The following is a 26,276-nucleotide window of genomic DNA, read 5'->3' on the forward strand; positions in this document are numbered from 1 at the left end:
CAGCCCTCCTAGATCACGAGGGACAGCAGCAGGACGATGCCGCCCGCGACCACGGAGATGATGCACTCCATGACCGACCATGTCTTCAGGTTCTGCCCGACACTGAGACCGAAGTACTCCTTGACCAGCCAGAACCCGGCGTCGTTGACATGGCTCAGGAAGAGCGATCCGGCGCCGATGGCGAGGACCAGCAGGGCGGTGTGCGTGGTCGACATGTCGGCCGCGAGCGGCGCGACCAGACCGGCGGCCGAGACCGTCGCCACCGTCGCCGAACCGGTCGCCAGCCGGATCGCCACCGCGATCAGCCAGGCCAGCAGCAGCGCCGGGATCGACCAGTCCTCGGAGATCTCCAGCACCATCCTGCCGACGCCGGAGTCGATCAGCGTCTGCTTGAAGCCACCGCCCGCGCCGACGATCAGCAGGATGCCCGCGATCGGCATCAGGCCCTTCTCGACCAGCGGCGAGATCCGCTCCCTGGCGAATCCGGCGGGCCGCAGCAGCGTGAAGATGCCGACCAGCACCGAGGCGAGCAGGGCGATCATGGGGGCCCCGACGACGTCGAAGACCCGCTGCACCATGTTCTCGGGGTCGTCCACGACGATGTCGACCAGGGCCTTGGCGAGCATCAGGATCACCGGCAGCAGCACCGTGAACAGCGTCGCGCCGAAGCCGGGCCGCTTGTCCAGCTCGTCGGAGGCGCGCTGGGGAATCATGTTCTCGGGCGCGGGGACGTCCACCCACCGGGCCGCGTACTTCGAGAACACCGGCCCGGCGATGATCACCGTGGGTATAGCGACCAGGACGCCGAGCGCCAGCGTGATGCCGAGGTCCGCCTTGACGGCGTCGATCGCGACCAGCGGACCGGGGTGCGGCGGCACCAGGCCGTGCATCACGGACAGGCCCGCGAGCGCCGGGATGCCGATGCGCATCAGCGAGTAGTTGCCGCGCTTGGCGACCATCAGCACCACCGGGATCAGCAGCACGATGCCGACCTCGAAGAACAGCGGCAGCCCGATCACGGAGGCGATCAGCACCATCGCCCACGGCATCGACCGGCCGCCGGCCCTGTCGAGGATGGTGTCGACGATCTGGTCGGCGCCGCCGGAGTCGGCGAGCATCTTGCCGAGGATCGCCCCGAGGGCGATCAGCACACCGACGCCGGCGACCGTGGAACCGAGGCCGGTGCTGAAGCTGAGGAGCACCTTGTCCAGCGGCGCCCCGGCGATCGCGCCCAGCGCCAGCGACCCGATGGTCAGCGCCAGGAAGGCGTGCAGCTTGAACTTGGTGATCAGCAGGACGATGACGGCGATGCCCGCCAGGACGGCGATGCCCAGCTGAGCGTGGCCGGCCGAGGTGATCGGCTCGGGTGCGTCCGCTGCCAGCATCTCGACGCTGAGTCTGGTCACGGTGGGGAGATCCCTTGCGTTGGGGAGTCGGGGAGAGGGGCCCGGAAGGGGCTACTGGAGGGGCTCGGGGAGCGAGTCGAGGGCGGCGGACGCCCGTTCGGTGATCTCCTCCGGGCCGCCCGCGACGTCCACTTCGACCCCTGCCTCGTCCGCCGCCAGGGGCTGGAGCGTGGCGAACTGGGAGTCGAGCAGCGCCGTGGGCATGAAGTGCCCCCGCCGGTGCGACATCCGGTCCTCGATCAGCGCGCGGTCCCCCGTGAGGTGCACGAAGACCACGCCCGGCGCGGCGGACCGCAGCCGGTCGCGGTACGACCGCTTCAGCGCCGAGCAGCTGACCACCCCGCCGAGCCCGGCCCGCCCCTGCGCCCACGCGCCGATGGCGTCGAGCCAGGGCAGGCGGTCCTCGTCGGTGAGCGGGGTACCGGCCGACATCTTGGCGATGTTGGCCGGCGGGTGGAAGTCGTCGCCCTCGGCGTAGGGAACGCCGAGCCGGGCCGCGAGCAGGGGACCGATGGTGGTCTTGCCGGTGCCCGCTACGCCCATGACCACGACGACATGGGGGGTGTTCATCGCTGCCTCACTTGTCCGCTGTCCGAGGTCGACACGTGATGTCGACGCCACTGAAACCCATTAGGTACGACGAATTCAAGAGGTCGTCGTTAATAAGTCTGACTTTTTGGCTGCGTGATCCACCCCGTACGCTGAGTGCATGAGCACAGCGGGCCGGGGGCTGCACGGCCACGTACTGGACACCCTCGGCCCCGAGATCACGGCGGGTGACTACCCTCCGGGCAGCGTCCTGCGCACCGACGAGCTCGCCCAGCGTTTCGACGTGTCGCGCTCCGTGATGCGCGAGGCGGTCCGCGTGCTGGAGTCCATGTACCTGGTCGAATCCCGCCGCCGCGTCGGCGTGACGGTCCGCCCGAAGTCCGAGTGGAACGTCTACGACCCCCAGGTCATCCGCTGGCGCCTGGCCGGTGCCGACCGCCCCGGGCAGCTGCGGTCCCTGACGGTGCTGCGCTCGGCGATCGAACCGGTCGCGGCCGGCCTCGCCGCCCGGCACGCCACGGCGCAGCAGTGCGCGGAGCTCACCGAGTGCGCCCTCGGCATGGTCGCCCACTCACGCGGTCACAAGCTGGAGGGCTACCTCCTGCACGACGTCGCGTTCCACCGCGTGATCCTGGAGGCCTCCGGCAACGAGATGTTCGCCCGCCTCGGGGACGTCGTCGCCGAGGTCCTCACCGGCCGCACCCAGCACGACGTGATGTTCGAGGACCCCGACCCGGCCGCCGTCACCCTGCACGTCCAGGTCGCCGAGGCCGTCCGCGCGAAAGACGCGGCCCGGGCGGAGGAACTGACCCGCCGGATCACGGTCGGCGCCCTCCAGGAACTCGACATCCTGGCGCCGTAGCGGCCGCTACGCCAGGAACTCCCCGTCGACGTACACCCAGGACCCGTCGACCCGCTCGAACCGGCTCCGCTCGTGCAGCGACCCGCCCCGGTACGACGCCCGGAACTCCACGGTCCCGGTGGTGTGGAACGCCGAACCGTCGCTCGCGCCCAGGATCTCCAGCCCGGTCCACCGCGTCCCCGGATCCAGCTCCAGGGTCGCGGGCCGCGTCCGCGGGTGCCAGGTCCGCAGGAGATAGCCGGAGTCCCCCTTGACGAAGGCGCAGTACCGCGACCGCATCAACTTCTCGGCGCTCGGCGCGGCGGCGGACCCGGAGTGAAAACGGCCACAGCACGCCTCGTAGGCCTCGGGGAGCCCGCAGGGGCAGGAACGCCTGGTCATCGTCGCCCTTCCTGGGAACGACCGAGGGCCGTGACCTCGCGGTCACGGCCCTCAGTTTCATGTGTCCGAGGGGGGACTTGAACCCCCACGCCCGATAAAGGGCACTAGCACCTCAAGCTAGCGCGTCTGCCATTCCGCCACCCGGACAAGGTGTCTGTCGCGTGGGTTCTCCCCGCGGCGACGACGTAAACATTACCAGGCTTTCCGGGGTGGCCGATCACCCCCCGTTCGCACCCCGGCGAGGCGTGAACGGCCTGTGACGGGCCGGGAGCGCTCTTGGGGTGCGGACGCGGGAGAGGGAGGATGTGGGTGACCCACCAGCAGTGACAGCGGGAGGAAGCACGTGAGCGAGACGGACACGGCCAGCAGCGTCACCGGCGAGGACGAGGTCGTGGACCTCTGCCGCGAGCTGATCCAGATCGACACCAGCAACTACGGCGACCACTCGGGCCCCGGTGAGCGCAAGGCGGCCGAGTACGTCGCCGAGAAGCTCGCGGAGGTCGGGCTCGAACCGCGCATCTTCGAGTCCCACCCGGGCCGCGCCTCCACCGTGGCGCGCATCGAGGGCGAGGACCCCTCCCGGCCCGCGCTCCTCATCCACGGTCACACCGACGTCGTACCGGCCAACGCGGACGACTGGACCCACCACCCCTTCTCCGGCGAGGTCGCCGACGGCTGTGTGTGGGGCCGCGGGGCCGTCGACATGAAGGACATGGACGCGATGACCCTCGCGGTCGTCCGCGACCGGCTGCGCAGCGGGCGCAAGCCCCCGCGCGACATCGTCCTCGCCTTCCTGGCCGACGAGGAGGCCGGCGGCACGTACGGCGCCAAGCACCTCGTCCGCAACCACCCCGACCTGTTCGAGGGGGTCACCGAGGCGATCAGCGAGGTGGGCGGCTTCTCGTTCACCGTGAGCGAGCAGCGCCGGCTCTACCTGATCCAGACGGCCGAGAAGGGCATGCACTGGATGAAGCTCACCGTGGCCGGGACGGCGGGCCACGGGTCGATGATCCACCGGGACAACGCGATCACCGAGCTGTCGGAGGCCGTCGCGCGGCTGGGACGGCACAAGTTCCCGGTGCGGGTGACCAAGACCACCCGCGCCTTCCTCGACGAACTCGGCGACGCGCTCGGCACCGAGCTCGACCCCGAGGACATGGAGTCGACCCTCGCCAGGCTCGGCGGTATCGCCAAGCTCATCGGCGCGACCCTGAGCAACACGGCCAACCCCACGCAGCTCGGCGCCGGCTACAAGGTCAACGTCATCCCCGGCGAGGCGACCGCCCACGTCGACGGACGGTTCCTGCCCGGACACGAGGAGGAGTTCCTCGCCGACCTCGACCGGATCCTCGGCCCGAAGGTGCGCCGCGAGGACGTGCACGCCGACAAGGCCGTCGAGACGACCTTCGACGGGGCGCTGGTGGCGGCGATGCAGTCCGCGCTGCTGGCCGAGGACCCGACCGCCAAGGCGATCCCCTACATGCTCTCGGGCGGGACGGACGCGAAGTCCTTCGACGACCTGGGCATCCGCGGCTTCGGCTTCGTGCCGCTGAAGCTGCCGCCGGAGCTGGACTTCGCCGGCATGTTCCACGGCGTGGACGAGCGGGTGCCGGTGGAGGGCCTGAAGTTCGGCGTGCGGGTGCTCGACCGTTTCATCGACGCGTCCTGAAACAACCCCTGCCACACGGTGATATTCGGTCGCGCGTGCGGAATCTACTGGGAAGAGTGAATGCGACCATAAGCTCGTAGCCTCATTACTCCAGCCTCGTTACAGGTAATGCGATCGCAAGATGGGTCGCTTTGCCAACTAGGAGGAATAATGATCAAGAAGGTCGTCGCTGCTGCGGCTGCCACCGGTGGGCTGGTTCTCGCGGGCGCGGGCCTCGCCGTCGCCGACTCGGGTGCTCAGGGTGCCGCCGTGCACTCCCCGGGCGTCCTGTCCGGCAACGTTGTCCAGGTGCCCGTTCACGTCCCGGTGAACGTCTGCGGCAACACGGTCTCCGTGATCGGCCTGCTGAACCCCGCCTTCGGCAACACCTGCGTCAACAAGTGACGCTTCCCCCTCACTGAGGGGAGTTCCAAGCCATCGGTCCCGGAGCGCGTGCCATGCGCTCCGGGACCGAACGCTTCTTTCGAGGAATTCGAGAAGAATTCGAGACAGGGTCAAAGGCAGGTATTCAGCAATGCGACAGGCTACCCGCAAGGGTCTGATGACCGTGGCGGCCGCGACCGGCGTGATCGCCGCCGCGGGCGGCACCGCGCACGCCGACTCGGGCGCCCAGGGCGCCGCCTCGGGCTCGCCGGGCGTGCTGTCCGGGAACTCGGTGCAGGCCCCGGTGCACGCGCCGGTCAACGTCTGCGGGAACACGGTCAACGTCATCGGCGTGCTCAACCCGTCCGTCGGCAACTCGTGCGCCAACAAGGGTGGTGGATCGTCGTCGGGGGGATACGGCGAACACGGCCACGGCGGGCACGGTGGTCACGGTGGTTCGCACGCGGGCGGGCACGCCGGCGACTCGCCCGGTGTGGGCTCGGGCAACCACGTCCAGGCACCGGTCCACGTGCCGGTGAACGTCTGCGGCAACAGTGTCGACGTGATCGGCGTCGGCAATCCCAGCGCGGGCAACGACTGCTCGAACGGTGGCGGCGGCCACCACCACGGCACTCCGCCCGGCGGCGGCCACGGGACACCCGGCCAGCCGGGCAACCCCGGCAACCCGGGCCACCCTGGCAACCCCGGCGGCCCCGGCACTCCGGGCCAGCCCGGAACGCCCGGCAACCCCGGAACGCCTGGAAACCCGGGCAACCCCGGAACGCCTGGAAACCCCGGCGGTCCCGGTACCCCGGGCCACCCCGGCGGCCCCGGTGAGTCCGGTCACCCCGGCACCCCGGGCACCCCGCCCGCCACCGGTGTGAACACCCCCGGCGGCTCCTCGCACGGCAACCAGCCGGGCGGCCAGTTCATCACCCAGCCGAAGGGCGACGCCCAGCTCGCCGCCACCGGCAGCGACCTGCCGCTCGGCCTCACCCTCCCGGCCGGCGCGGGCGCGCTGCTGGCGGGCGCGATCCTCTACCGCAAGGCGCGCGCCTCGGCCTGACACGCCCCCGCACAACGGAGCGGGCCCCGCCGCCGCGGGGCCCGCTCCGTCATGTGCTTCTCCCTGTGCCCGTCTCAGCTCACCACGTGGCCCGTACCTGGCGGATGATCCTCCGACGCAACCGCACCTTGCGGCTGCCGTCGCGCAGCAGGCTCAGACGGTGCAACTCCCAATGTCCGTACTCCGCGTGGTCCGTCAGCAGACGTGCCGTCTCCTTGCGGGAGACCCCGCGCGGCACGTACACGTCGACAAATTCGTATTCCGGCATCGCATCTATTGTGCGGGCTGGGGCCAGGTACGGATAGCGTCTGCACTATGTCTGATGCTGCGCAGTCCACCGCTGCCGAGGTACGCGCCGCCGCCGAGGCGGTCAAGACCGCGCTCGACCGCCACCTTGCGGCGGTCGAACGCAGGTCGGGGGAGGACGACCCGGCCGTCTACGAGGCGTTCAACCAGCTGGCCGCGGCCGCAGAGGTGTACGACGAACTGCTCTACGACCGCTACGACGAGGTCACCCCCTTCGAGATCCCCGGTGCGGAGGACGCGCTGCCTCCGTACACCGGCCCCGAGGAACCGAACGCGCTGAGCGTGCTGATCCGCCGCGACTATGCCGTCGTCGAACCACAGCGGCTGCTGGCACAGGCGCAGCGGATCGAATCGGCGGAGGGCGACGACGTCGCCGCGGCCTCCGGGACGGTGCACGGCGCGCTGGGGCTGCTGTTCGGTGAGTTCGAACCCGACGAGGTCGCCTCCCGGCACAAGGAATTCGGGCTGGAGGAGGGCGACTCCACGCTCTGGGTGACGGCCGCTGACGAGCCGGCCGAGCCCGGTGAGTGGCTTCAGGCGCCGTTCGAGCAGGTCGACCCCCAGCAGGTGGTCTGCCGCTTCGACGTCAGCGCCGTCTTCGACGACGAGGACGACGAGGACGGCGACGAGCTCGACGAGCTCGACAGCGACCTGGACGAGGACGAGGACCTGGAGCCGCTGGACGCGGACCGCCGCTGAGCGCACCCGGAGGCGATCACGAGGGGGTGGGTCACGGGCCGAGGCCCGTGACCCACCCCCTCGTCACGTGCCGCTGATCTGGGGGGCGAGCAGCACCGGGAGCCGGGTCGTCCGCGGCTTGGCCGGAACCTCGGCCACGGCCCGGGGGAGTGCCTGGTCCACGCCGTGCACCACGGACAGATGCCGGTCGGCCCGGCCGAACGCCGTGTACACCCACGGCCGGCTGAGCGCCTGCGCCGCATCACCGGGCAGCACCACGACCACCGCGGGCCACCGGCTCCCCACGGCCTGGTGCGCGGTCAGCGCCCAGGCGTGCCGAACGGACTGCTCCACCCGCTCCTTCGGCACGACGACGGCCTCGCCCTCGCACGACAGGTGCAGCCCCTCGGCGTCCGCCGTCACCACACGGCCCGGCACCGCACGCCCCGGGACGGGGGAGTGGACGATCCGGTCACCGGGGTCGAACCCGCCGAAGCGACCCGGGCCCGGGTTGAGCCGCTCCTTCAGCGCCGCGTTCAGCACACGCGTCCCGACCGCTCCGCCGTGCCCCGGCGTGATGACCTGGGTCTCCTCGGCCGGTACGCCGATCGCTCGGGGCACCGAATCCACGACGAGCTGCACCGTCCGGTGCACGGCCTCGCCCGCGTCCCGCACCGGCACGATGACGACTTCCTTGCCGGGGGCCTCGACCTGGTTCAGCTCGCCGACGCCGATCCCGGAGACGAGCTCGCCCAGCGGTCCCGGATCCGGCCGCCGCGAGGCCACGTGGGGGCAGATCCGCGCCGCGAGCAGATCCGCGAACACCCGGCCCGGCCCCACGGACCACAGCACCGAAGGGTCCCCGGCCAGCACCAGCCGCGCCCCGTCCGGCAGCGACTCCGTCAGCAGGGCGGCCGCCTCGACGTCCAGCTGCGGCGCGTCGAGCACCACGAGGAGGTCGAGGTCGAGGGCGCCCTCCGCGTCCCGGCCTGGTCCTTCCCGCCCCGCGAGGAGCCCGGAGACGGTGGCGACGGGGGAGTCGGGGGAGCCGCCGGGTGTCTCGTCCGTTCGCCCCGGGCCGTCCGCTGCCGGGCCGGACCGGCGCAGCAGGGCCGCGAAACGGTTCCGGCCGACCGGGCCGTGGGCGGCCGCCCAGGCCCGCAGCCCGAGGGACCGGGCGGTGGCCAGCAGGGCGGCGGGCTCGGCCAGCGACGCCTCGCCGCCGGTGTGGAGCACCAGGCCGTGGCCGGCGACCGCGCGGATCAGCTCCGCCGCCGACCCCCGGGCCGCGGCGGCACGCTCCCAGTCCTCGGCCGAACCGTCCTGCTTGGGAGCCGAGTTGACCAGCCGGGCCAGGCCGTCGGCCAGGCTCTCCTCCGCCAGCGCGTACCGCTCCAGCCCGACCAGGACACGGACCGGACGCTCCTCGTCCTCCTCCGCGCTCTCCCCGACGCCCGGGGCCGGGGCGGCGGCCCGCTCCTCCAGGGCGTCCTGGAAGACCAGCGCCTCACCTTCCGCGATCGCGTCCTGCACGGCACTGTCGGGTTCCGGAACCCCCCGCTGGGCCAGGGCCGCGAGGAGGGCCGGCATCTCCAGGGCGGTGTGCCCGGCCAGCGCCGCCTGTTCCAGGAGCCAGCCGGTCAGGGCCCGGCCACGCCGCTCGTCGTCCGGGCCGCACTCGGCGCCGAGCAGGGCCCGCGCGAATCCGTCGGCCTGCTCGGGCCGCACGCCCGGGATCCTCAGCAACTGCCAGGGGTCGGCGCGCAGCTGTTCGTCCGCGCCCTCGCCGAGGGCGGTCGCGATCTGCGTCGCGAGCGCCTCCGGGGCGCCGCCCTCGCCGAGCACCTGCGCCACGGCCCGGACCGCCTCCGGCGCGGGTGCCGCCGGTACGGCGGTGGGCTCGGGCGCCACCGGCTGCGGCCGCCGCTCCGGTTCGGGGGCAAAGCGGCGGGGAGCGGGCCGGGGCTCTTCGAACACCGTGGCCACCGGCTTGTCACCGCTCTCGACGGCTCGTACGGCCGCGAGCAGGTCCGCGGCCTTGCCGCTCAGCTTGGTACCGGCCGCGATCGGGCTCTTCTTCTCGGCCTTGCGCTGCTCGATGCGCTCCCGCTCGATCTGCTGGGCGAGCAACTCGGCCTCCGCCTCGGACAGCTGCCCGGGCCCTGCCGCCGGGGCGTCCTCGCCGCCGGATCCCTGCCCGGCATCGGCTCCAACGCCCTGGGCGCCGGACTCCTGCCCCGCGCCGCCTTCACCGTCTTCGCCGCGGGACTCCTGCCCGTCCCCGGCCCCGACACCTTGCTGCCCGCGCCCGTCCCCGGCTTCGACGCCTTGGTCCTCGTGCGGCCCGTCTTCGTCCCCGGCTTCGACGCCTTGGTCCTCGTGCGGCCCGTGCCCGTCCCCGGCTTCGACGCCTCGGTCCTCGTGCGGCCCGTCTCCAACGCCTGCTTCGACGCCTCGGTCCTCGTCCCCGTGACCGGCATCGCCTCCGGCCCCGTGGGTACCGGGCTCCTGCCCGTCACCGGCATCACCACCCCGGGCCACAGGCTCCTGCCCGGCGTCCTCGCCCCGGGGCTCCCCCTCGGCCTCCTGACCAGCCCCCGCCTCGCCCTGCGCCGCCGGTGCGCCGACGACCTCGGCCCCGCCCCGCGCCGCCGACGTGCTTCCGGCGCCCGGCGTCCCCGGCTCGGCTTCCTCCGTGGTCTCGGGCTCCGTGCTCACAGCGTGCTCCAGTCGTGATCGGGATAGCGGTGCACGGGCGCCGACACATCGTCGAGCGCCCGGCAGATCTCGTCAGGAAGACTAAGGGTCTCCACTGACAATGCCGCCGTGAGCTGCTGCGCGTTGCGCGCGCCGACGATCGGCGCGGCCACGCCCGGCCGGTCGCGGACCCACGCCAGGGCCACCTGGAGCGGCGTCACCGCCAGCCCGTCCGCCGCGGTCGCCACGGCGTCCACGATGCGGCTCGCCGTGTCGTCGAGGTACGGCGCGACGAACGGCGCGAGGTGCTCCGAGGCACCGCGTGAGTCCGGCGGTATGGAGTCGCCCCGGTACTTGCCCGTCAGCACTCCGCGCCCGAGCGGTGAGGACGGCAGCAGCCCCATGCCCAGGTCCAGCGCGGCCGGCAGCACCTCGCGCTCGACACCGCGCTGCAACAGGGAGTACTCCAGCTGCGTACCGGCCAGACGGGTCCTGCCGGGTGCCGAGAGCTGCCAGGTCGCGGCCTTGGCCAGCTGCCAGCCGCAGAAGTTGGAGACGGCGGCGTAGCGGGCACGCCCGCTGGAGACGGCCAGGTCGAGAGCCTGGAGGGTCTCCTCCAGCGGGGTGTCCGGGTCGAACGCGTGCACATGCCACAGGTCGACATGGTCGGTGCCGAGCCGGGAGAGCGAACCGTCCAGCGCGGCGAGCAGATGGCCACGCGACCCGTCGAAACGGCGGTCGGGATCCGGCACGCTGCCGGCCTTGGTCGAGATGACCAGGTCGCGCCGGGGCACCAGGCCGTCCATGAGCCGGCCGAGCAGGTACTCGGCCTCACCGTCGCCGTACACGTCCGCGGTGTCGACGAGGGTCCCGCCCGCTTCCCAGAACGTCTTCATCAGGTCAGCGGCGTCGTGCTCGTCGGTGTCCCGCCCCCAGGTCAGGGTGCCGAGCCCGATCCGGGACACACGAAGGCCGGTGCGGCCGAGATGCCTCTGCTCCATGAACGCCGAGATTACTGGCCAGAACCTGCGGTGTGGGTGGCCGCGGACCACCGATTTCCAGGAACGGGACCGTGGGGTTCGCTGATCCGCCGGTGACCGGTGCCCTCGGCTAGCACGTGCCGTCGGACACCTGAAGGCCCTTGTTCGCGCCCGCCGTTCGGTTCACCACGGCCGGCACGCAGGAGGCGGTGTCCGCGCGGAACGTGTACGGGAGGGTGACGGTGGTGTTCGACTTCGGGTCGGGTCCGGCCGGGTGGTTCTCGCTGCCGGGGCTCGACCAGGTCACGTTGTCGAAGATGTTGCCGCCGACCTGCCAGTATCCGGCCTCGTCGGTGTAGAAGGTGCCGAGGACGTCCTTGGAGTCCTCGAAGTAGTTGTTGTCCACCCGGGCGCGGGCGCCGGCCCGGGAGTTGATGCCGGACTCGTTGAGGCGCACGTAGTGGTTGTTGTACATGTGCGCGATGCCGCCGCGCAGCAGCGGGGCGCGGGAGTCGATGTTCTCGTAGCGGTTGTGGTGGTAGGTGATGAACCCGTTCGACCGGTCGCTCTCGCTGCTGCCGACCAGGCCGCCGCGGCCCGAGTTGCGCAGGACGCTGTAGGACAGGGTCACGTACTGGGTGTTGTTCTTCATGTCGAACAGGCCGTCGTAGCCCTCCGACTCACCGCCCGAGGCCTCCAGGGTGGTGTGGTCGACCCAGACGTTGCGGACGTTGCTCTCCATGCCGATGGCGTCGCCGCCGTTGGACGTGGGGGAGCCCGACTTCTTGACGTTCCGGACGGTCACGTTCTGGATGACGATGTTCTTCGATTCGCGGATGTGGATGCCCACTTGGTCGAAGACTGCCCCGCTGCCGACCCCGACCAGGGTCACGTTGCTGACCTTCTTGAGTTCGATCACGCCGTCGGCGGTGTCACAGCCGCTGCCGGAGGCCTTCTTGGTGTTGGCGTGGTTGATGGTTCCCGTGACCTCGATGACGATCGGGGTGCTGGTGCTCGCCCGGCCGCACAGGGCCTGGTGGATCCCCGTGCCCGTGGTGGCCCTGACGATCCGGCCTCCCGCTCCGCCGGTGGTTCCGCCGTTCTGGGTCGCGTAGCCGGTGGCCGCGCCGGTCGCCGCCGACGCCTCGGGCGTCGACACCAGGGTGCCGGTCGCGGCGGCGAGGGCCAGCGTGGCCAGGGTCGCGTGGAGCCTCAGGGGAAGTGCTCGCTTCATCGTGCCTCTCCGTTCGCCTTCGGACGGTGGTGAGAGAAAGCGCTTTCCAGCGAAAGGTACGAACTTGCCGTGGACGCGTCAATGGTCGTGTCCATGATTTCTGTTCACTCATCTAAACGCCGGACCGGCCGTGGCCGTGTACCTCGCCCCGCCCCCCGCGCTAAGGTGCCCGCACAGGCACGTTACTGATCGGTAAGGGGATGCGGCATGCAGCTCGGTATCAACCTCGGCTACTGGGGTGCCGGAATGGACGCGGACAACCTGGCCGTCGCCCAGGAGGCCGATCGGCTCGGCTACGCCGTCTGCTGGGCCGCCGAGGCCTACGGCTCCGACGCCGCCACCGTACTGAGCTGGGTCGCCGCCCAGACCGAGCGCATCGACGTCGGCTCGGCCATCTTCCAGATCCCGGCCCGCCAGCCCGCCATGACCGCCATGACGGCCGCCACCCTCGACTCCCTCTCCGGCGGCCGCTTCCGCCTGGGTCTCGGCGTCTCCGGCCCGCAGGTCTCCGAGGGCTGGTACGGCGTCAAGTTCGACAAGCCGCTCGCCCGCACCCGCGAGTACGTCGAGATCGTCCGCAAGGCCATGACCCGCGAGCGGCTGTCCTACGAGGGGCAGCACTGGACGCTGCCCCTGCCCGGCGGCCCGGGCAAGCCGATCAAGCTGACCGTGCACCCGCAGCGCGAGCACATCCCGCTGTACATCGCCGCGATCGGCCCGAAGAACCTCGAGCAGACCGGCGAGATCGCCGACGGCGCCCTGCTGATCTTCCCGTCCGCCGAGCACCTCGAGGACACGACGATCACGCACCTGCGCGCCGGGCGCGAGAAGGCCGGCAAGACCCTCGACGGGTTCGACGTCTGCCCGACCCTGCCGCTCGCGGTCGGCGACGACAAGGACGTGGCCGCGCTCGCCGACACCTTCCGCCCCTACACCGCGCTGTACGTCGGCGGCATGGGCAGCCCCAAGCAGAACTTCTACAACCAGCTCGCCCAGCGCATGGGTTACGAGCGGGAGGCGGCCGAGATCCAGAGCAAGTACCTCTCCGGCGACAAGCAGGGCGCCGCTGCCGCCGTGCCGCACGACCTGATCGACAAGACGACCCTGCTCGGTTCCGTGGACCGCATCGCGGACCGGATGAAGGCCTACGCCGCCGCCGGGGTCACCACCCTGTCGCTCGCCCCGGCGGGCTTCACGCTCGATGAGCGGCTCGCGTCGCTGCGCGCCGGCACGGAGGCCCTGGAGCGCGCCGGACTCGCCTAGGGTCTGGAGGTTTCCGCGGCCGTGGTGGGGGCTCGGGGGTCTTCCCCGCCACGGCCGTCACGCGGAACAACGCGCCGGGCCGCCGGTGGTTACGGCAGCCCGCCCGCACCAGGCCCGGGGACGCCCGCCCGCACGTCCTCCATTCGGCGCAGTTGTCCCTCACCCCTGTTGCAGCACCCTCCACCCCGCACTTGACTCGTTCTTCGCGGAACCCTGCGGAAGGCCGCAGTACGCCCACGCGCGCGGGAGAGGTGCCCACGATGCTTTCGGCCAAGAGTCTGTTCCAGGAGATCCTCGACAACGACGAGTCCTTCGCCCTGTTCTGCTCCATCGCCGCGAGCGGCGAGTCCCAGGGCGGCTGGGAGAACGCCCGTATCGCCGCGCTCGTCCCGGAAGCCGAGCGCGCGCTCGCTCCCAAGATCGGCCGGCACGGCGCCGACGAGGACAAGCACGGCCGGATCTTCAACGCCCTGATGAAGAAGCGCGGTCTCGACCCCGTCCCGGTCCCGCCGGAGACCGACTACACCATGCTCCTGGAGAAGAACGGCATCGGCCTCGCGCACGAGCAACTCAGGCGCGACGAGCGGCTCACGGTCCAGGACATCGTCACCTACCTCTCGCACAGCAGAGTCACCGAGCAGCGCGCCTCCGAGCAGATGGACCTGCTCCGCAAGCACTTCGCCGACCATCCCGACATCGGCCGCGCGGTCCGGCAGATCTCCGACGACGAGGACAACCACCTCGCCTACTGCCACGAGGAGCTGCTGCGCTTCGCCTACGCGGGCCACGGCCGGGCCATCCAGCGCACCCTGCGCGCGTGCGCGCTCGCCGAGATCCGGATCTACCGGGACGTCAGCCTCGCCGTCATGGCGCACATGGGCCGCATCCTCGGCTGGTCCAAGGCCAAGTCGGCGGTGCTCGCGGCCGGCATCCACGCCGTGTACGCCTACGAACGCGCCGGCGGCTGGCGCCGCATGGTGTCGCTGGAGACGCCCGAGCGCCGCAACGCCCTCGGCGGTCCCGCGGCCCCGGAGCCCGAGTTCGCCTGAGCCGGCCCGGCTACAGCCACCCGCGTCGCTTGAACAGCCGGAAGATCATCACCTCCAGGGCGGCCATCACGACGAGCAGGGCCGGATAGGACCAGACCCAGCGCAGCTCGGGCATGTGGTCGAAGTTCATGCCGTAGATCCCCGCCAGCATCGTGGGGATCGCGGCCATGGCCGCCCAGGCGGAGATCTTCCGCATGTCGTCGTTCTGCCGGACGCTCATCTGCGCCAGGTGCGCCGAGAGGATGTCCGACACCAGCCGGTCCAGGTTCTCCACGGAGTCGTTCACCCGCGTGAGGTGGTCGTTGACGTCGCGGAAGAAGGGCCGGGCGCGGTCGTCCACGAAGGGCACCGCCACACCGGACGTCGCCGTGCCCGCCAGCCGGCTCATCGGCGGGGCCAGCGGGCCGGTCGCCCGGCGGAACTCCAGGACCTGCCGCTTGAAGTCGTAGATCCGGGAGGCCGTGTTCCGCGAGCCCCCGCCGTCCGGCGAGAACACCTCCGCCTCCAGCCCCTCCAGGTCGGTCTGGAGCTCGGTCGCCACGTCCAGATAGTGGTCGACGGTGGCGTCGGCGACCGCGTACAGCACGGCCGTGGGCCCTTTGACCAGCAGCTCCGGCTCCTGTTCGAGCCGGTGGCGCACGGCCCTGAGCGGGGAGCCCTCGCCGTGCCGGACGGTCACCACGAACGAGTCACCGAGGAAGATCATGATCTCGCCGGAGGAGACGGTGTCGCTCTGCGGCTCGTACGCCACCGGCTTGAGCACCACGAAGAGCGAGTCGTCGTACACCTCGAGCTTGGGCCGCTGATGGGCCTTGAGGGCGTCCTCGACGGCCAGCGGGTGCAGCCCGAACTCCCGGGTCACATGCTCGAACTCGCCCTCGGTCGGCTCGTGCAGCCCGATCCACACGAACCCGCCCGCCGTGCGGGCCTCGCCCAGGGCGTCGGAAAGGTCCTCGGGCCCTTCCGTCCGCTGTCCGTCGCGGTAAATGGCACAGTCCACGATCACGAGGCGAGTCTCCCGTCACTCGAACGACACCGCACGCGCGCGTGCGCCTACGCTGGAGCGCATGCCCACGTTGATCCTGGTCAGGCACGGACGCTCCACCGCCAACACCGAGGGACTGCTCGCCGGCTGGACCCCCGGCGTCTCCCTCGACGAGCGCGGTGCCGCACAGGCCGCCGCGCTCCCGGGGCGGCTGGCCGGACTGCCCCTCGCAGAAGTCGTCACCAGCCCGCTCCAGCGGTGCCAGGAGACCGTCCGGCCGTTGCTCGAGGCCCGGCCGGAGCTGAGCCCGCACACCGACGAACGCATCGGCGAGTGCCACTACGGCGACTGGTCCGGACGCAAGCTCGCCGAACTCACGGACGAGCCGCTGATGGAGGTGGTGCAGGCGCACCCCTCCGCGGCGGCCTTCCCCGGCGGGGAGTCCATGCGCGCCATGCAGACCCGCGCCGCCGAGGCCGTACGCGAGTGGAACGCGCGCGTGGAGCGCGACCACGGCCCGGACGCCGTCTACCTCATGTGCTCGCACGGCGACATCATCAAGTCGCTCGTCGCCGACGCGCTCGGACTCCACCTCGACCTCTTCCAGCGGATCTCCGTCGACCCGTGTTCCGTCACCGCGATCCGCTACACCCGGCTGCGGCCCTTCCTCGTCCGGCTCGGCGACACCGGCGACTTCACGTCCCTGGCACCGCGCGAGGAACCGCCGGGCGGCGAGGCCGAAGTCGGGGGTGGTGCGGGCGCACCGTGATCGTTCGCCGCAGTAGGGTGAAGCGGTCGCAGCAGTGCCGTGCTCATACGGTTCCCACGATTCCAATGGAGACAGGACGTGTCCCGTCAGGTGTTCCTCTACGACCATCCGGAGCGTTTCGTGGCCGGTACGGTCGGACTGCCCGGGCGCCGTTCGTTCTACCTCCAGGCCTCCGCCGGCTCCCGCGTGACCAGCGTGGCCCTGGAGAAGACCCAGGTCGCCGCGCTCGCCGAGCGCATGGACGAACTGCTCGACGAGGTCGTACGCCGTAGCGGCGGCAGCGCCCACGTCCCCGCCGTCGCCCCCTCGGACACCGACACCGCCCCGCTGGACACCCCCATCGAGGAGGAGTTCCGGGTCGGCACCATGGCGCTCGCCTGGGACGGCGACGAGCAGCTCATGATCGTCGAGGCGCAGGCGCTCGTGGAGCTCGACGCGGAGTCCGAGGAGGACCTCGCCGAGGCCGAGGAGCGGCTGCTCCAGGACGAGGAGAACGGGCCCCCGATGCTGCGGGTCCGCCTCACCGGCGCGCAGGCCAGGGCCTTCGCCAAGCGCGCCCTCGACGTCGTCAACGCCGGGCGGCCGCCGTGCCCGCTGTGCAGCCTCCCGCTCGACCCGGAAGGACACGTATGTCCGCGCCAGAACGGATACCGCCGCGGAGCGTGACCCCGCCACCGGACGCCGCCGAGCTGCTCGCCCGGGGTGAACTGACCGTCCGCGGACGCATCCGTGAGGCCTCCAACGCGGCCCTGTACTGCACGGTGGCGTACGACGGCCGGGAGGCGGCCTGCGTCTACAAACCGGTCGCGGGGGAGCGGCCGTTGTGGGACTTCCCCGACGGGACGCTGGCCCAGCGCGAGGTCGCCGCGTACGAGGTCTCCGAGGCGACCGGCTGGGGCCTGGTGCCGCCCACCGTGCTGCGCGACGGGCCCTACGGCGAGGGCATGTGCCAGCTGTGGATCGAGGTGGCGCCCGAGGCGGAACTGCTCGCCCTGGTCGACGGCGAGGAACCGGAGCCGGGCTGGAAGGCGATCGGCTTCGCCGAGGTCGGCGAGGGACGCACCGCGCTCCTCGTGCACGCCGACGACGAACGGCTGCGGCGCCTCGCGGTGCTGGACGCCGTGATCAACAACGCCGACCGCAAGGGCGGGCACCTGCTGCCCACCGGTGAGGGACGGCTGTACGGCATCGACCACGGGGTCACCTTCAACGCCGAGAACAAGCTGCGGACCCTGCTGTGGGGCTGGGCGGGGGAACCCCTGCCCCAGGAGGCCCTGGACGTCCTCGTCGACCTCGGGAAGGGCCTTGCGGAGGGCGGGACGCTCGCCGCGCGGCTCGAACCGCTGATCACCGGCGCCGAGATCGACGCCACCCGGGCGCGGGTCGCCGCCCTGCTCGCCTCGGGGACCCACCCGGAGCCGAGCGGTGAGTGGCCGGCGATCCCCTGGCCACCCGTGTAGCAGCACAGACACCCGGAATACCGCAAGAGCGCCTTCTCGGCCGTGTGGCCCGCTCCCGTTCGTATCCGGAACTTCAGTCCGGTTAGGCTCATGGCATGCATGCCTGGCCCGCTTCCGAGGTCCCCGCCCTGCCTGGTCAGGGCCGCGACCTGAGGATCCACGACACCGCGACCGGCGGCCTCGTCACCCTCGACCCCGGTCCCGTCGCCCGTATCTACGTCTGCGGCATCACGCCGTACGACGCCACGCACCTGGGACACGCGGCGACCTACAACGCGTTCGACCTCGTGCAGCGCGTGTGGCTCGACACCAAGCGGCAGGTTCACTACGTCCAGAACGTCACCGACGTCGACGACCCCCTCCTGGAGCGGGCGCAGCGCGACGGCGTCGACTGGGCCGCCCTCGCCGAGAAGGAGACGGCCCTCTTCCGCGAGGACATGACGGCCCTGCGGATGCTGCCGCCGCGGCAGTACATAGGCGCCGTCGAGGCCATACCCGGGATCGTCCCGCTCGTCGAGCGGCTCCGGGACGCCGGCGCCGCCTATGAGCTCGACGGGGACGTGTACTTCTCCGTCGAGTCCGACCCGCACTTCGGCAAGGTCTCGGGCCTCGACGCCGCGGCGATGCGGCTGCTGTCCGCCGAGCGCGGCGGCGACCCGGACCGCCCGGGCAAGAAGAACCCGCTCGACCCGATGCTGTGGATGGCGGCCCGTGAGGGCGAGCCCAGCTGGGACGGCGGATCGCTCGGGCGCGGACGGCCCGGCTGGCACATCGAGTGCGTGGCCATCGCCCTGGACCACCTCGGCATGGGCTTCGACATCCAGGGCGGCGGCTCCGACCTCGCCTTCCCGCACCATGAGATGGGCGCCTCGCACGCCCAGGCCCTCACCGGCGAGTTCCCCATGGCCAAGGCGTACGTGCACGCCGGCATGGTCGCCCTCGACGGCGAGAAGATGTCCAAGTCCAAGGGCAACCTGGTCTTCGTCTCCAGGCTCCGGTACGACGGCGTCGACCCGGCCGCGATCCGGCTGGCGCTGCTCGCCCACCACTACCGCGCCGACTGGGAGTACACCGACCAGGTCCTCCAGGACGCCGTCGCGCGGCTCGGCCGCTGGCGGGCCGCCGTCTCCCGGCCCGACGGGCCCCCGGCCGAGGAGCTCGTCGAGGAGATCCGCGAGGCCCTCGCCGACGACCTGAACGCCCCGGCCGCGCTCACCGCCGTCGACCGCTGGGCCGCCCTCCAGGAGCGGAGCGGCGGCACGGACCTCGGCGCGCCCGGCGTGGTCTCCCGTGCCGTGGACGCGCTGCTCGGCGTGGCGCTGTAGCCGGAAGCCGGACAGAGCCGAAGGGGCGCCTCCCGGCCGGGAGGCGCCCCTTCGGCGTTCGTGCGTCGGTCTCAGTCCTCCGACGACTCGTCGTCGTCCGTGCCCGGCTTGGGCGGTTTCGGCGGGCGAGTGCGGCCCCCGGGGTTGTCCCGCAGGTACGACGTGCTGTCGCTGCCGTCGGCCGTGGCGTGGCCGCCCGTCGCGGGCGGTCCGCCACCGTCGCGGCGCCGCAGATAGCGCTCGAACTCCCGGGCGATCGCCTCGCCCGACGCCTCCGGCAGCTCGGCGGTGTCCCGGGCCTCCTCCAGCGACTGGACGTACTCGGCGACCTCGCTGTCCTCGGCGGCCAGCTGGTCCACGCCGGTCTGCCAGGCGCGCGCGTCCTCGGGCAGCTCGCCCAGCGGAATGCGCACGTCGATCAGGTCCTCCAGGCGGTTCAGGAGGGCCAGCGTGGCCTTCGGGTTGGGCGGCTGCGACACGTAGTGCGGCACCGCCGCCCACAGGGAGACGGCCGGGACGCCCGCGTGCGTGCAGGCCTCCTGGAGGACACCGACGATGCCCGTGGGGCCCTCGTACTTGGTCTCCTCCAGGTCCATGCGGCGGGCCAGGTCCGGGTCGGACGTCGTGCCGCTGATCGGAACCGGACGGGTGTGCGGGGTGTCGCCCAGCAGGGCGCCCAGGACGACCACCAGTTCCACCCCCAGTTCGTGCGCGAAGCCGAGCAGTTCGTTGCAGAACGAACGCCACCGCATGGACGGTTCGATGCCCCGGACGAGTACGAGATCGCGCGGCTTCTCCCCGCCGACCCGGACCACCGACAGCCTCGTCGTGGGCCAGGTGATCTTGCGGACGCCCGCTTCCATGAACACCGTGGGGCGGTTCACCTGGAAGTCGTAGTAGTCCTCGGCGTCCAGCGCCGCGAACACCTCGCCCTTCCACTCCCTGTCCAGATGCGCGACCGCGGTGGAGGCGGCGTCGCCGGCATCGTTCCAGCCCTCGAACGCGGCCACCATGACCGGGTCGATCAGCTCGGGAACCCCCTCGAGCTCGATCACCCAGTGCCTCCTTCCGACGTGCCCTCGCTTGACCACCCAACCTTACGGCGTGCCGCGGGGGCGCCCGCAGCCCCCTTGCAGGGGGAGTGCCCCCATCACTGCCCCGCCATCCGGCCCTGAACACCCCGGATTCGTCCGAGCGGTGCGCCGGGCCCCGGTCACAACGCGGAGCGCAGCCACTGCTCCACGCTCGCGATGTGCACGGTCGCCCACGAGCGGGCCGCCTCGGCGTCCCGGTCGCGCAGGGCGGCGAGGATGGCCCGGTGCTCGCGCAGGGTGCGGGCGACGGCGTCCTCCTGGGTGAGGCCCCGCCAGATCCGGGCCCGGGTCGTGGGACCCGACAGTCCGTCGAGCAGCGAACAGAGCACGGAGTTGCCCGAGCTGTGCACGATGCCCCGGTGGAACTCCAGGTCGCAGGCGACCAGATCCTCCACGGACGGGTCCTCGCCGAGCCGGTCCAGCTGGGCCGTCAGCGCGTCCAGTTGCTGCTCGCTGATCCGCGCGGCAGCCATCGCCGTGGCGGCCGGCTCCAGGATGCGCCGCACGGCCAGGAACTCCAGGACGGTGTCGTCGCGGTGGAAGTCGACGACGAAACTCAGCGCCTCCAGCAGGAGTTGCGGGTCGAGACTGGTGACGTACGTGCCGTCGCCCTGCCGGACGTCCAGGATGCGGATCAGCGACAGGGCGCGCACGGCCTCCCGCAGGGAGTTGCGGGACAGCCCGAGCCCGGCGGCGAGTTCGCTCTCCTTGGGCAGCCGGTCGCCCGGCCGCAGCGCGCCGGAGACGATCATTCCCTTGATCTTCTCGATCGCCTCGTCGGTGACTGCCATGGCCGGCCTCCCGGTGCGCTCAAGACCTCCGACGTATCGAGGGTCATTATGCGGGTGAGGGAACGCGGAAGGGGCGGCTCCGTCGGCGTGGAGCCGCCCCTTCCGGGTGGGGGCCTTCCGGCCCGGGTCTACTTCTTGTCCAGCACGTCCTGCACCTTGGCCCGGACGTCGTCGGTGGCGAGGCCGCGGATGGTCAGCGTGGTGCGGCGGCGCAGCACGTCGTCCTGCGTCTCGGCCCACTCGTGGTCCCGGGCCCAGACGACCTGCGCCCAGATCTCCGGGGCGTCGGGGTGGACGCGCTCGGCGAGCTCGGGGCTCTCGTTGGCCAGCCGGGCGATGTCGAACGCCAGCGAACCGTAGTGCGTGGCCAGGTGCCTGGCCGTGTCGGGCGCCATGCGCGGGCCCGGCGCGGGCCGGTCGGTGAGCAGCCGGTGGGCGACCGCACGCGGGTTGGCGATGCCGGGCAGCGGCAGCTTCTTCGGCAGCGCGCTGATCGGCTCGAAGTCGTCGCCCAGCGGGTGGCCCGGCAGCGACTCCAGCTTCTTCATGATCGTCCGGCCGATGTGGCGGAAGGTGGTCCACTTGCCGCCCGCGACGGACAGCATGCCGCCCCGGCCCTCGGTGACGACCGTCTCGCGCTTGGCCTTGGCGGTGTCGCCGGGGCCGCCCGGCAGCACGCGCAGGCCGGCGAAGGAGTACGTGATGAGGTCGCGGCTGAGCTGCTGGTCGCGGACCGAGAAGGCGGCCTCGTCCAGGATCTGGGTTATGTCCTGCTCGGTGACCGAGACGTCCGCCGGGTCGCCTTCGAACACCTCGTCGGTGGTGCCGAGCAGCAGCATGTCCTCCCAGGGGAGGGCGAAGGTGATGCGGTACTTGTCGATCGGGGTGGCGAGCGCGGCCTTCCAGGGGGAGGTCCGCTTCAGGACGAGGTGCGCGCCCTTCGACAGGCGGATGGACGGAGCCGCGTTCGGGTTCTCCATCTTGCGCAGGTGGTCGACCCACGGGCCGGTCGCGTTCAGCACCAGTCGGGCGTTCACGCCGAACTCGTCGCCGGACAGGCGGTCCTTCAGCTCGGCGCCGGTGACCCGGCCCTGGGTGAAGCGCAGGCCCGTCACCTCGGCGTGGTTGAGCACGACCGCGCCGGCCTCGACGGCCCCGCGGACGGTCATCAGCGCCATGCGGGCGTCGTTCATCTGGTCGTCGCCGTACACGGCCACGGCCTTGAGGTTCTCGGTGCGCAGCTCCGGCACGTCCTGCGCGGCCTTGGCCGGCGAGAGCAGGTGCCCGACGCCGTCACCGAACGCGGAGAGCGCGGAGTAGGCGAAGACGCCCGCGCCGAGCTTCGCCGCGCCGTGCGGCCCGCCCTTGTACACGGGGAGGTAGAACGTGAGCGGGTTCGCCAGGTGGGGGGCCACCTGGCGGGAGACCGCACGGCGCTCGAAGTGGTTCTCCGCCACCAGCTTCACCGCACCGGTCTGCAGGTAGCGCAGACCGCCGTGGAGGAGCTTGGAGGAGGCGGAGGACGTGGCGCCGGCGAAGTCACCGGCGTCCACCAGAGCCACCCTGAGGCCGGACTGCGCGGCGTGCCAGGCGGTGGAGATGCCCAGGATGCCGCCGCCGATCACGAGAAGGTCGTACGACGCCTTGGAGAGCTGCTCCCTGGTCTCGGCTCGGCTCGGGTTCGAGCCGGAGGCCGGGTGCGTCCCCAGGGCAGGCACGGACTGCAGGGTGGACTTGGTGGTCATGCTGTTTCTTACTCCTCGTCCTCGAGCCAGCCCATGGTCCGCTCGACGGCCTTGAGCCAGTTCTTGTACTCACGGGCGCGGGTCTCCGCGTCCATGCGGGGGGTCCACTCGGCGGCCCGCCGCCAGTTGGCGCGCAGGTCGTCGGTGCTGTTCCAGAAGCCGACGGCGAGACCGGCGGCGTAGGCGGCGCCGAGGCAGGTGGTCTCGGCGACCATCGGGCGCACCACGGGGGCGTCCACGAAGTCGGCCAGGGTCTGCATCAGCAGGTTGTTGGAGGTCATGCCGCCGTCGACCTTCAGGGCGGCCAGCTCGACGCCGGAGTCCTTCGTCATGGCGTCGGCGATCTCCCGCGTCTGCCAGGCGGTCGCCTCCAGCACGGCACGCGCGAGGTGGGCCTTGGTGACGTACCGGGTCAGACCGGCGATGACACCGCGGGCGTCGGAGCGCCAGTAGGGGGCGAACAGACCGGAGAAGGCCGGCACGAAGTAAGCGCCGCCGTTGTCCTCGACCGACAGGGCGAGGGTCTCGATCTCGGCGGCGGTGGAGATCAGGCCCATCTGGTCGCGCATCCACTGCACCAGCGAGCCGGTGACCGCGATCGAGCCCTCCAGGGCGTAGACCGTCTTCTGGTCGCCGATCTTGTAGCCGACGGTGGTCAGCAGGCCGCTGTAGGAGTTGATGATCTTGTCGCCGGTGTTCATCACCATGAAGGTGCCGGTGCCGTAGGTCGACTTGGTCTCGCCCTCGGCGAAACAGGTCTGGCCGAACAGGGCCGCCTGCTGGTCGCCGAGCGCGGAGGCGACCGGGATGCCGCCGAGCAGGTCGCCCAGCCTGCCGCCGGTGATCTCGCCGTAGACCTCGGCGGAGGAGCGGATCTCGGGCAGGATCTGCTTCGGGACGCCGATGGACTCGCAGATCTTGTCGTCCCACTGCATGGTGTGCAGGTTCATCAGCATCGTGCGCGAGGCGTTGGTGACGTCGGTGACGTGCTTGCCGCCGTCGACACCACCGGTCAGGTTCCAGATGACCCAGCTGTCCATCGTGCCGAAGAGGATGTCGCCGGCCTCGGCGCGCTCCTTCAGGCCGTCGACGTTGTCGAGCAGCCAGCGGGCCTTGGGGCCGGCGAAGTAGGAGGCGAGGGGCAGGCCCGTCTCGCGGCGGAAGCGGTCCTGGCCGACGTTGCGGCCGAGCTCGCGGCAGAGGGCGTCGGTGCGGGTGTCCTGCCAGACGATGGCGTTGTGGACGGGCTCACCGGTGTTCTTGTCCCACAGCACGGTCGTCTCGCGCTGGTTGGTGATGCCGATGGCCTTGATGTCGTCGCGGGTGATGCCGGCCTTCTCGATGGCCCCGGCGACGACCTCCTGGACGTTGGTCCAGATCTCGGTGGCGTTGTGCTCGACCCAGCCCGGCTTCGGGAAGATCTGCTCGTGCTCTTTCTGGTCGACGGAGACGATCCGGCCGTCCCGGTCGAAGACGATGCAGCGGCTGGAGGTGGTGCCCTGGTCGATGGCGGCGATGAAGGGGCCGGCGGTGTGCGCGTCGGTCACTGTGTCTCCTGGGAAGTTCCGTGTTTATGGGGCTTTACGTACGGCGCGTGCCGAGAGTTTCGCGAAGCGGCGGTGAATGCCGCTCCTAGGCGAACGCGACGTTGTAGATGCCTGCGGCGATGGCACCGCCGATCAGCGGTCCCACCACCGGGACCCAGGCGTAGCCCCAGTCGGAGCCGCCCTTGTTGGGCAGGGGCAGCAGGGCGTGCACGATGCGCGGGCCGAGGTCACGGGCCGGGTTGATCGCGTACCCCGTCGGACCGCCGAGCGACAGGCCGATGGAGACCACGACGAGGGCGGTGACCAGGGCGCCCAGGGTGCCCAGGCCGTTGCCCTTGTCGTTCAGGCCCTGGGTGAGCACCGCGAGCACCAGCACGATGGTGCCGATGACCTCCGTGGCGACGTTCTGCCAGGCGACGCGGACCTCGGGGCCGGTGGAGAAGACGCCCAGCACGGGGCCGGCGCCCTTCTCCTGGGCCTCGACGGCCTTGGCCGTGGTGTCCTGCGCACCCGGGGCGCCGACTATCTCGCGGTCGGTGAGGTGAGCGTGGAACTGACCGTAGTAAGCGATCCAGACCAGGGCCGCGCCGATCATGGCGCCCAGGATCTGACCGGCCCAGTAGACCGGGACGTTCTTCCAGTCGCCGTCCTTGATCGCGAGCGCGAGGGTGACGGCCGGGTTCAGATGGGCGCCGGACAGCGGCGCCGAGGTGTAGACGGCCGTGAGCACCGCGAAGCCCCACCCGAAGGTGATGGCGAGCCAGCCGGCGTTGCGGGCCTTGGAAGCCTTCAGCGTGACGGCGGCACAGACGCCACCGCCGAGGAGGATGAGTATGGCGGTACCGATGGTCTCGCCGATGAAGATGTCGGAGCTGGACACCCGCGACTCCTTTGTCCTACGTCCAGGGAAGTTCGATACCGGCCTGGCGTTGTCACACTCTAGCGCGTATTGCCGGTAGCTGTTCGACAATGTCGACCGATGGACGGGAGTCTTGCTTCGGCGTTACGAGCACGTCAAGGGCTGTGTTGTCGAAAACACGATCGTTACTGATCGCCGCGTGTTCGAAGATCTTCTCCGCAGGTGGACGCGGACATGCCGAGGACCGGAACGCCGTACGACGCCCCGGTCCGCTCGTCGGGTTCTCAGAACCGCCCGGCGCCCAGGTCCCGCGAGACCGCGCGGGCGCAGTCCCGCACCGCCGCGATCAGCTCGGGCCGCAGCGCGCCCTCCTCGTCGGGCCGGCACAGCCGCTCCACGGCGCCGGTGATGCCGACCGCGCCGACCGGCATGCGCCGCCGGTCGTGGATGGGGGCGGCGAGGGAGGCCACGCCCTCCCAGGTCTCCTCCACGTCCGCCGCGTAGCCCCGCGCGCGCGTGACGTCGAGGATGTGCTCGAAGTCCTCCGGCTCGCACACGGTCCGGTCGGTGAACGCCTTGCGGTCCGCCTCCAGGGCCTCACTGTGCGCCACCGGGTCGTAGGCGGACAGCACCTTGCCCAGGGCGGTGGAGTGCAGCGGCTGCATGGCCCCGATCTCCAGGACCTGCCGGCTGTCGTCGGGCCGGAAGACGTGGTGCACGATCAGCACGCCCTGCTGGTGCAGGACGCCGAGGTAGACGCTCTCGCCGCTTGAGCGGGCCAGGTCGTCGGTCCACACCAGGGCGCGCGCCCGCAGCTCGTGCACATCGAGGTACGTGGTGCCCAGGCGCAGCAGCTCCGCGCCCAGCTGGTAGCGCCCGGAGGCGTCGTCCTGCTCCACGAAACCCTCCTGCTGGAGGGTGCGCAGGATGCCGTGGGCGGTGCCCTTGGCCAGGCCCAGCGACGAGGCGATGTCCGACAGGCCGAGCCGCCGCTCGCCGCCCGCCAGCAGCCGCAGCATCGCGGCCGCCCGTTCGAGCGACTGGATGTTCCGTGCCATCGCCGTACTGCCTCCGTCCCCTTCGACCGCCGACAAGCGGCACCAGAGCCCTCGTTCGGCAATGCCGAACACTACCGGTCCATGTCGACCTCCCGCTAATGGCAGGTCGCCACTTGTTACGCCACCGGTGACGCACGCCG

25 protein-coding genes, 1 tRNA gene and 1 pseudogene are annotated in these 26,276 nt (G+C 71.4%); 12 read left to right on the plus strand and 15 right to left on the minus strand.

The features are described 5' to 3' along the window. Nucleotides 1-8 precede the first annotated feature (8 nt). Both AC0665_RS23795 and AC0665_RS23800 read right to left on the minus strand, forming a co-directional pair. Nucleotides 9-1,406 carry a GntP family permease gene (locus AC0665_RS23795; RefSeq protein WP_468410482.1) on the minus strand — a complete coding sequence of 466 codons (1,398 nt, stop codon included), beginning with the start codon at nt 1,404-1,406 and terminating at the stop codon, nt 9-11. 51 nt (nt 1,407-1,457) lie between these two features. Beyond that, a complete protein-coding gene (locus AC0665_RS23800; protein WP_468410480.1) occupies nt 1,458-1,976 on the minus strand; it encodes a gluconokinase in 519 nt (172 codons plus the stop codon). A gap of 139 nt (nt 1,977-2,115) precedes the next feature. Between AC0665_RS23800 and AC0665_RS23805 the strand changes: the two genes are divergently transcribed. Continuing rightward, nucleotides 2,116-2,817 carry a FadR/GntR family transcriptional regulator gene (locus AC0665_RS23805; protein ID WP_478606614.1) on the plus strand — a complete coding sequence of 234 codons (702 nt, stop codon included), beginning with the start codon at nt 2,116-2,118 and terminating at the stop codon, nt 2,815-2,817. Between the two features lie 6 nt (nt 2,818-2,823). Here AC0665_RS23805 and AC0665_RS23810 read toward each other — a convergent pair whose 3' ends face one another. Then, on the minus strand, nt 2,824-3,198 hold the full coding sequence (locus AC0665_RS23810) for a YchJ family protein (protein WP_478606611.1): 375 nt from the start codon (nt 3,196-3,198) through the stop codon (nt 2,824-2,826). Between the two features lie 62 nt (nt 3,199-3,260). Next, nucleotides 3,261-3,345 (minus strand) — tRNA-Leu (locus tag AC0665_RS23815). A gap of 196 nt (nt 3,346-3,541) precedes the next feature. On the opposite strand from AC0665_RS23815, the gene AC0665_RS23820 reads away from it, so the two are divergent. The 3 genes from AC0665_RS23820 (at nt 3,542) to AC0665_RS23830 (ending at nt 6,296) form a co-directional block, all read left to right on the plus strand. Further along, nucleotides 3,542-4,867, plus strand: a complete 1,326-nt coding sequence (locus AC0665_RS23820; protein WP_363120356.1) for a M20/M25/M40 family metallo-hydrolase — start codon at nt 3,542-3,544, stop codon at nt 4,865-4,867. 150 nt (nt 4,868-5,017) lie between these two features. Beyond that, on the plus strand, nt 5,018-5,251 hold the full coding sequence (gene chpH / locus AC0665_RS23825) for a chaplin ChpH (RefSeq protein WP_215122472.1): 234 nt from the start codon (nt 5,018-5,020) through the stop codon (nt 5,249-5,251). Nucleotides 5,252-5,381: 130 nt separating this feature from the next. Then, entirely contained in the window at nt 5,382-6,296 is a 915-nt protein-coding gene (locus AC0665_RS23830) for a chaplin (RefSeq protein WP_478606608.1), read from the plus strand. Between the two features lie 79 nt (nt 6,297-6,375). Here the strand turns inward: AC0665_RS23830 and AC0665_RS23835 are convergent, their stop codons facing one another. Further along, a complete protein-coding gene (locus AC0665_RS23835; RefSeq protein WP_010045410.1) occupies nt 6,376-6,564 on the minus strand; it encodes a DUF5703 family protein in 189 nt (62 codons plus the stop codon). Nucleotides 6,565-6,611: 47 nt separating this feature from the next. On the opposite strand from AC0665_RS23835, the gene AC0665_RS23840 reads away from it, so the two are divergent. After that, nucleotides 6,612-7,301 (plus strand): hypothetical protein, encoded by a 690-nt coding sequence (locus AC0665_RS23840; RefSeq protein ID WP_478606604.1) that lies wholly within the window; start codon nt 6,612-6,614, stop codon nt 7,299-7,301. A gap of 63 nt (nt 7,302-7,364) precedes the next feature. Here the strand turns inward: AC0665_RS23840 and AC0665_RS23845 are convergent, their stop codons facing one another. Next, entirely contained in the window at nt 7,365-9,410 is a 2,046-nt protein-coding gene (locus AC0665_RS23845) for a helix-hairpin-helix domain-containing protein (protein WP_478606601.1), read from the minus strand. Between the two features lie 165 nt (nt 9,411-9,575). Here AC0665_RS23845 and AC0665_RS23850 point away from each other — a divergent pair, with 165 nt between their 5' ends. Next, on the plus strand, nt 9,576-10,016 hold the full coding sequence (locus tag AC0665_RS23850) for a hypothetical protein (protein ID WP_478606599.1): 441 nt from the start codon (nt 9,576-9,578) through the stop codon (nt 10,014-10,016). Here AC0665_RS23850 and AC0665_RS23855 read toward each other — a convergent pair. Both AC0665_RS23855 and AC0665_RS23860 read right to left on the minus strand, forming a co-directional pair. Next, complete coding sequence (locus AC0665_RS23855; protein ID WP_468410465.1) at nt 9,995-10,978, minus strand: aldo/keto reductase; 984 nt, start codon at nt 10,976-10,978, stop codon at nt 9,995-9,997. The two genes, AC0665_RS23850 and AC0665_RS23855, sit on opposite strands and share 22 nt — an antisense overlap. A gap of 112 nt (nt 10,979-11,090) precedes the next feature. Continuing rightward, nucleotides 11,091-12,191 (minus strand): annotated as a pseudogene (locus tag AC0665_RS23860) (pectate lyase family protein); the annotation flags it as partial. A 207-nt stretch (nt 12,192-12,398) separates the two neighbouring features. Here AC0665_RS23860 and AC0665_RS23865 point away from each other — a divergent pair. Next, nucleotides 12,399-13,454 carry an LLM class F420-dependent oxidoreductase gene (locus AC0665_RS23865; RefSeq protein ID WP_363120351.1) on the plus strand — a complete coding sequence of 352 codons (1,056 nt, stop codon included), beginning with the start codon at nt 12,399-12,401 and terminating at the stop codon, nt 13,452-13,454. A 260-nt stretch (nt 13,455-13,714) separates the two neighbouring features. After that, complete coding sequence (locus tag AC0665_RS23870) at nt 13,715-14,503, plus strand: ferritin-like domain-containing protein (protein WP_478606595.1); 789 nt, start codon at nt 13,715-13,717, stop codon at nt 14,501-14,503. Between the two features lie 10 nt (nt 14,504-14,513). On the opposite strand, the gene corA is transcribed toward AC0665_RS23870, so the two are convergent. Further along, nucleotides 14,514-15,509, minus strand: coding sequence for a magnesium/cobalt transporter CorA (corA, locus tag AC0665_RS23875; protein WP_478606593.1), 996 nt, complete (start codon nt 15,507-15,509; stop codon nt 14,514-14,516). A gap of 61 nt (nt 15,510-15,570) precedes the next feature. Here corA and AC0665_RS23880 point away from each other — a divergent pair, with 61 nt between their 5' ends. The 4 genes from AC0665_RS23880 (at nt 15,571) to mshC (ending at nt 19,042) form a co-directional block, all read left to right on the plus strand. Continuing rightward, nucleotides 15,571-16,257: a histidine phosphatase family protein gene (locus AC0665_RS23880; protein WP_468410459.1), complete on the plus strand. Its 687-nt coding sequence runs from the start codon at nt 15,571-15,573 to the stop codon at nt 16,255-16,257. 78 nt (nt 16,258-16,335) lie between these two features. After that, nucleotides 16,336-16,923: a DUF3090 domain-containing protein gene (locus AC0665_RS23885; RefSeq protein WP_468410457.1), complete on the plus strand. Its 588-nt coding sequence runs from the start codon at nt 16,336-16,338 to the stop codon at nt 16,921-16,923. Continuing rightward, nucleotides 16,887-17,717 (plus strand): SCO1664 family protein, encoded by an 831-nt coding sequence (locus tag AC0665_RS23890; protein ID WP_468410455.1) that lies wholly within the window; start codon nt 16,887-16,889, stop codon nt 17,715-17,717. The genes AC0665_RS23885 and AC0665_RS23890 overlap by 37 nt, the downstream gene beginning before the upstream one ends. 95 nt (nt 17,718-17,812) lie before the next feature. Further along, complete coding sequence (gene mshC / locus AC0665_RS23895; protein WP_468410453.1) at nt 17,813-19,042, plus strand: cysteine--1-D-myo-inosityl 2-amino-2-deoxy-alpha-D-glucopyranoside ligase; 1,230 nt, start codon at nt 17,813-17,815, stop codon at nt 19,040-19,042. A gap of 71 nt (nt 19,043-19,113) precedes the next feature. On the opposite strand, the gene AC0665_RS23900 is transcribed toward mshC, so the two are convergent. From AC0665_RS23900 to AC0665_RS23925, 6 genes are all read right to left on the minus strand, one after another. Then, nucleotides 19,114-20,097 carry a PAC2 family protein gene (locus AC0665_RS23900; protein WP_468637049.1) on the minus strand — a complete coding sequence of 328 codons (984 nt, stop codon included), beginning with the start codon at nt 20,095-20,097 and terminating at the stop codon, nt 19,114-19,116. Nucleotides 20,098-20,255: 158 nt separating this feature from the next. Next, entirely contained in the window at nt 20,256-20,927 is a 672-nt protein-coding gene (locus tag AC0665_RS23905; protein WP_468410449.1) for a FadR/GntR family transcriptional regulator, read from the minus strand. 128 nt (nt 20,928-21,055) lie between these two features. Continuing rightward, nucleotides 21,056-22,672, minus strand: a complete 1,617-nt coding sequence (locus AC0665_RS23910) for a glycerol-3-phosphate dehydrogenase/oxidase (RefSeq protein ID WP_468410447.1) — start codon at nt 22,670-22,672, stop codon at nt 21,056-21,058. A gap of 8 nt (nt 22,673-22,680) precedes the next feature. Next, complete coding sequence (gene glpK, locus AC0665_RS23915; protein WP_468410445.1) at nt 22,681-24,219, minus strand: glycerol kinase GlpK; 1,539 nt, start codon at nt 24,217-24,219, stop codon at nt 22,681-22,683. Between the two features lie 85 nt (nt 24,220-24,304). After that, nucleotides 24,305-25,099, minus strand: coding sequence for an MIP/aquaporin family protein (locus AC0665_RS23920; protein ID WP_478705759.1), 795 nt, complete (start codon nt 25,097-25,099; stop codon nt 24,305-24,307). A 263-nt stretch (nt 25,100-25,362) separates the two neighbouring features. Next, complete coding sequence (locus tag AC0665_RS23925; protein WP_468410441.1) at nt 25,363-26,136, minus strand: IclR family transcriptional regulator; 774 nt, start codon at nt 26,134-26,136, stop codon at nt 25,363-25,365. Nucleotides 26,137-26,276 lie beyond the last annotated feature (140 nt).

The sequence above is a fragment of the Streptomyces sp. NPDC043685 genome (assembly GCF_056436585.1).